The 6,042-nt window shown below is 28.8% G+C and carries 5 protein-coding genes; 1 reads left to right on the top strand and 4 read right to left on the bottom strand.

Annotation, left to right across the window (positions count from 1 at the left end):
* Positions 1-300, top strand: a 300-nt coding sequence (locus tag LX95_RS14220; protein WP_146240802.1) for a transposase, incomplete at its 5' end; no start/stop codon positions are given.
* Between the two features lie 436 nt (positions 301-736).
* Here the strand turns inward: LX95_RS14220 and LX95_RS14210 are convergent.
* From LX95_RS14210 to LX95_RS14195, 4 genes are all read right to left on the bottom strand, one after another.
* The gene (locus tag LX95_RS14210) at positions 737-1,144 is read right to left on the bottom strand and encodes a hypothetical protein (RefSeq protein WP_111542124.1); all 408 of its coding nucleotides are present in this window, start codon (positions 1,142-1,144) and stop codon (positions 737-739) included.
* A gap of 386 nt (positions 1,145-1,530) precedes the next feature.
* Positions 1,531-3,171: a UvrD-helicase domain-containing protein gene (locus tag LX95_RS14205; protein ID WP_111542123.1), complete on the bottom strand. Its 1,641-nt coding sequence runs from the start codon at positions 3,169-3,171 to the stop codon at positions 1,531-1,533.
* Positions 3,158-4,921, bottom strand: coding sequence for an ATP-dependent nuclease (locus LX95_RS14200; RefSeq protein ID WP_111542122.1), 1,764 nt, complete (start codon positions 4,919-4,921; stop codon positions 3,158-3,160). Before LX95_RS14200 ends, LX95_RS14205 begins: the two co-directional genes overlap by 14 nt.
* Positions 4,922-5,202: 281 nt before the next feature.
* Entirely contained in the window at positions 5,203-5,658 is a 456-nt protein-coding gene (locus LX95_RS14195; RefSeq protein ID WP_146240801.1) for a hypothetical protein, read from the bottom strand.
* Positions 5,659-6,042 lie beyond the last annotated feature (384 nt).

The following is a 6,042-nucleotide window of genomic DNA, read 5'->3' as shown; positions in this document are numbered from 1 at the left end:
CGAGCCTTTTCCAGTTATTGCGGAACGGCTCCCTTCGAGCATCGTTCAGGAACTAGTATTCATCGCAGAAAGCAATGTCATTATTTGGGAGACAGGAAAATGAAAAGCTTATTGAGTATGGCCAGTGTATCGGCAATCCAACACGATAGTGAATTACGGTTATATTATAACAAAAAATTAGCCGAAGGAAAAGATAAAATGTTAGCAGTAAATAATGTTAGAAATAAACTAATAGCTCGAGCATTTGCTGTAGTTAAGCGAGGGACACCTTATGTGGTTCTTCAGCAACACGCAGCATAATAAAAACTGGTTTTTATTAGGATTTGATCTTGGAATACGTGTATGAAAAGTTGCGTTTTTGTGAGCGAGGATTTTCCGCAGGAAAATCAGACTTAACAAAAGAGCAACGATCTTTATTTAAGCACTAATGTAGCATTTTTTTATACACGGTGTTAGGCAACGTTTTTTATTCCTTTATAATTCCGAATATAATTATTATTCCACCAAACCAATAAATAAGTCTCGCTATTTTAATAATTTTCAATTCATTTTCCACAAAAAACTTTATTGGTTGTTTATTCAAATTCTTCGCGTTATTTTTTTTATGAAAATTAACAACTTTTCCGATAATTAATTTTACTATAAATTTATTCCATAAATAAATTAAGACTATGATAAATAAGATTTGTCCAATTTTTGATGTTAATTCCATTTTCTAAATGTTTCTAATTCAGTTTTAGGTAATACTTTTATTTTTCATTCTGTCGAGAACTATTTTTCCAATGTATAGAAGTATTAAATATGGTATAAAAGTTGCAAATCCAAATACAGCTTTTAAAGGCCAACTAATTCCCATTATAGATGTTTCAATATTTTTTACTTTTTCCATATTCACAGAAGCTACATTTTCATAAATTTCATTATGATTCATTCCATTAATATTATACCCAAAATTATTTAGTAAAATTAAATCTGATTGATTATTCCACCAAGTAAATATTACAATTAAAATTGCAAGGATTAATAAACTTAATAAAGAGTAATTAAGCAAAATATTTTTCTTTAGTCGTTTCAAAATTAGAATTGGAAAAATTAATATTAAACCTAAAAGAAGAAAAGTGGTAATTTTTATTAATATTTCCATATTTTCAATTCTTACTCTATTTTTATTGTTTTTTCGTTTTTATGTTGCCTAACGGTCTTGTGTATGAAACGTAGCGTATAAATAAACGCTAACTTTTCGGATTTAGCACGAGCCGAATTTTTTATTTTTATGTTTAATTTTCTTTTATAAATATAACCAAATAAAAAATTTGGCGTACTTTGTAAATATACAAAAACCTCTCGGAAAGCCTTTAATAGCTATGTTTTATACACGTTGTTGTGCATAGTGCTTTTCACGTTCAGCTTGGTTTTCCAATGTTTGTTATTTAGTTCAAAAGTGAGCGTTGGCGAGACATACTCTTTTGCAATTTTTGGCTTGTGTGTAGGCTGTAGCGAATTGCAAATGTGTATGGCTTTTAGCGTTGGCTACTTATGTCTTAATTCTTTAATGTTGTTATCCCAAATAAACTCAGAATCCTTTCCTTGTTTTTGTTTGTATTCATAGTTAGTTCTTTTAGTACTTGAGATTAATATACAACCATTTTTTGCTCTTGTAATTCCAACATAATGTAAATTTACATCTTGAGTCCAATTATCGTAAATAGGGTTATTGAAGTCATTATTAGGTCCTGGTTTTTTCTTAGGCAAAATCCATTCGTATAAATCTAAATGTATAACAACGTCAAACTCTAAGCCTTTTGACTTATGTAAAGTCATAATGTTAATTTCATCTTCCTCAGCTGATTGATAAGAATTAAGTTCTATTTCATTACTAAGAACGGATTGTAATAGCTCTATGGACTCTTGACTTGATGTATTTGGTGAAATAACCTTCGCAATTTTAATAAATTCTGTTTTTAACGCCTCTTTATTAATAGGTTCTTGTATTGCAATACTCTCTAAATTTTGTTTATATAGTTTTAATTTTTTCAATTCTTTCGATGAAAATTTTTCATAGGATGAAAAAACTTCAATCACATCAATAAATTTATGACCTCTATCAAAAACGAAGTATAGTAAATTTGAAAATATAGCAGACCATATATTTAGATTAATGTCTAATGCATTACTTACAAATAACCTATGCTTAGAATTTAAGTTTTCATCAATAATTTGACCAGTTCTATTTCCTCTTGTTAGAATAGCAATTTGATTTAATTTTTTGACATTAAAAGTATTTTGAATTGTTTCAATATATTTATCAATCCAGTTGGCAATTGATATTTCATTTCCATCAGTCCTAATAAATAATATTTGGTTATTATCAACTGGAATTAGTTCTGTTTTTGGGTTTAAAAGATAATTTGAGTAATTAATTATAGAAGGGTGGCACCTATGATTTTTATCTAGTTTAAAATATTTGAAAGAATCATTTTCTGTTAACTCTAGTAGGAATTTAGAATCTTTACCTGAGAAAGCATAAATAGATTGATTCAAGTCTCCAACCGCAGTTGCGGTTATATTTAAATTTAAAATTTTTAGAAATATTTGATGTTGTTGATAACCAGAATCTTGATATTCATCAATATAAATAAACTTGTACTTAGATTTTATATATTTTTGACAAGCAATCGAATTTGTAAATACATAGTCTGCAAACACACCTATTGTTTCAATTAATATTAAACCCTTAAGAAAATATTCCTTAATTATATTAATTATCTCTTCATCAAGTTCTTCTAAAGTTATCTTTCTATCAAGCCATTCAAAATGTTCTTTTTCTTCATTTGATAGAGAAGAATTCTTGATTATTTTAAACTCATTTGCTGGTATACCAAACAAATGTTTAGCAAAAGGGATTATTATTTCAGACAAATTAAATTTGTCTATTGTACCAAAAAAAGAACTTTTAGGCTTTTCTCCATTTGATAAACTTCTACTTTTTAACTCATTACTTGCTTTATTGGTATATGAAATTGCGATTATTCCTTGATGATCAAGTAGTAATTTTAAATTTTGCTTTATTTTTTGGGATAATACAAATGTTTTTCCACTTCCAGGTGCAGCAATCACAACAGAATTACCATCATAGTCCAAAATTAACTTTTGTTGGTTAGTTGGTTTCATCTTGGATTAATTCTATTTTACTTTTACATTCTAATAAAGGCTTTGAAATATTGTCATCTTTCAGTTTTGATAAAAATTTAGTGTTCATTTTTAGAAAGTTAAACATAAATGTTGCTTTTCTTTTTTGCATACCTGAGACTATTTCTGTTTCATCTATGCCAGAAAAAAAGTCTTTAATTTCTGAGTTTAATGAGCTATTAAAAAAATCGTTTTCTAAATCCTTAAAAGATAAAAACATTCCATAATTCTCTAAATCTTTGGTGATTATTTTTGCAGACTCAATATTTACTGTTTCTGGATTTGGGGTTGACCATTGTAAGTTATTTTCGTATTCTAAAAGTAGTTTATCTGTCTCCTTATCAGAAACAAAAAACTCTTTATAATAACTAATACATCGTTGAACGCCAGCAAAACGATATTCATCTTTTTTCGGAACTTTAAAAATATCATTATCAGTCCTTAGTACCCAATCAATATCAAGACTATTCAAAATATTTATATATGTCTTAAACCCAATTCCATCCACCATTAAAACACTAATATTTAGTCTATCTAAATCAATTTCTATTTGTTTGGATAAAGTTTTATAAAATAAATCTTCTGAAGGTCCTTCTATAAGGAATACTACATCTGAAAAAAAAGCTTCAGCTGATATAATACTTTTACGATATCCAAAGTCTATAAATGCATCTTCAATAATTTTCGAACAACCATCAGAAGCTGCTTTGGTGGAATTTTTTTTATTAAGTAATCTTACAATCGAATTCGGACTAAATTCACTTGTAATTTGTGGCGAATGAGAAGTTAGGATTACTTGACCATTTAAAGATGAATTTAGGTATTCTGCTAATTTCCTTTGTTGGTGTGGGTGCAAATGAGCTTCTGGTTCTTCGATACAAAATATGGTTACTTCTGTGAGACTTTCTTCGGTTATTCCATTTCTTGAAGCCCATAAGGCTAAGTATATTTGGTTTAAACGTCCATCTCCACCAATCAGAACATTCTCTTCATTACTTTTGGCTGCAATTGAAACATTATTTATAAAACTATCAACGTTAGATGTACTTGCATCAAATACGACCTTTTGTTTTTTGTGATGTAATGATAGTTTGGAAAGTTCTTCATTAATTGTGTTTGTTGCCGTAGAAATAAATTTTAATGCAGGAATTTTTTCATCAACTATTTTTAAGTCGTTTTGTATTTCAGAATATAATTTATCATCTGATTCTGTTTCTTCTTCTGTTCGTTCTTCTTTCGCAATCTGGAATAAGTAGTTTTTTTCTTTTTTAATATAATTATGTAAGTCTCTTTTACTACTTATATATTTAACATTTAAGACTTTTCTATAGTATCTATCTTCAATTTCTTCAACGTCACTAATTGTTTTACCAGCAAAAAGCTTAAATGTTTTAGCTTTAGTTATTTTGTCTCTGTAGCCTTTATACATTAAACACATCTCATCTTTATCACTAATTTTTCCTTTCATTCTTGAAACAACGCAATCTTCAACAACATTTGTAAAATGTAAAACTATTTCAAATTCATTAGTTTCATCATAAGCATAAAAATCAGAATCTTGTGGCTCAATATCATAGTCAGACAATCCTCTATCTAGTAAAAGTCTAATCGCCCACAATAAATTTGTTTTACCAACGTCATTTGCTCCAATAATTAATGATTTTTTAGATAAATTAATTTTAGCTTTTTTATAATTTCTAAATCCTTTTAATTCAATTTTCGATAATATCATTATATGTTCATTTTAGCGTTGGGTAAAACAGCTCTTTTGGTTTTTTAGTGTTGGCTTTCGTGTTGGCAAAAACCAAATGTGCTGTTTGTGCGGCTGGTTTTTTTAGTTCAAATGTTGAGTTTTTGCACGATTTCCGCATTATGCACAACGGTCTCGGCTATGAGTAGTTGCGTGGTTTAGCACTCAACTTTGCAAGTACACACCAAACTGAAAATCCGCGAGGATTTTCAGAGGTAGGCGAGAACAAGCAATTACTTATAGCCATTGTTGGCAGCTGGTTTTTATTTTTTCTCATATAGAAATCTTTCACCTGAATCTGGGTCTCCAATAAAATTCCAAATAATGATTTCGTCATTTTGTAAATACAAATCGTATGAAGTCGACATTCCGTTTTCATACAGATTGCTTTTGTCAAAACGCATATTCAGAACCCATTTTTCTCCTTTAAAATCTTTTCCAATTTCCCACGTTCCGTTTGTATTAACGAACCGGTCTTTTGTTTGGTCAAATACGTTTACATAATTCGGCAGATTTGTTATTTCAAAAGTTCCGTTTTCTTTTAAATCCAATTCGATTTTTTTCTTTTCATATCCTTTTTCCTCATTTAATTCGTAACTGAATTTATCCACTTCCCAAATTCCAGTCATTTCAGATTGAGTTGGTTTTTCAGTCAGATTTTTAGTTGTAATTCCGTTTACAGGACTAACATTAAAATATCTGCAACTTGTTAAAGTCAAAATTATAAGTAGATATAAAATTCTTTTCATTTCCGATTTCTCAATTCGTGTTCTGCCTTGGTCAACTTGCTGCCAACGTTGTTGTATATGACAAGTAGCGTGAAATTATGAGTTAATTTTCAATCTTGCACAAGCCAAAACTTTTGTATTTTGTTTTTATCTTTATTTTTCAAAAAGCCAAATCAAAAGATTTGGTGATCTTAACAAATATACCAAAATTTTAGATTTAGAAAAGACTTAGCTATTTGTTATAGCATCGATGAAAAAGCAGTGGATCCAGTATCTTTAAAGTTCACCAAAACAATAAGATATGAAAACTGTACCCACTGCTCAACCAAAGTTATACATTGGCATCGACATCCACAAATTAAGTTGGAAAGTTCA

Source organism: Mesonia algae (assembly GCF_003253545.1).
In the GTDB taxonomy this organism is placed as follows: domain Bacteria; phylum Bacteroidota; class Bacteroidia; order Flavobacteriales; family Flavobacteriaceae; genus Mesonia; species Mesonia algae.
Note: the sequence above shows the minus strand (reverse complement) of the source record. Positions and strands in the feature narration are given on the sequence as shown.

Coding starts and splice junctions, on each gene's coding strand:
- LX95_RS14205 (WP_111542123.1), bottom strand. CDS start 3,171: ATGAAACCAACTAACCAACAAAAGTTAATTTTGGACTATGATGGTAAT.
- LX95_RS14200 (WP_111542122.1), bottom strand. CDS start 4,921: ATGATATTATCGAAAATTGAATTAAAAGGATTTAGAAATTATAAAAAA.
- LX95_RS14210 (WP_111542124.1), bottom strand. CDS start 1,144: ATGGAAATATTAATAAAAATTACCACTTTTCTTCTTTTAGGTTTAATA.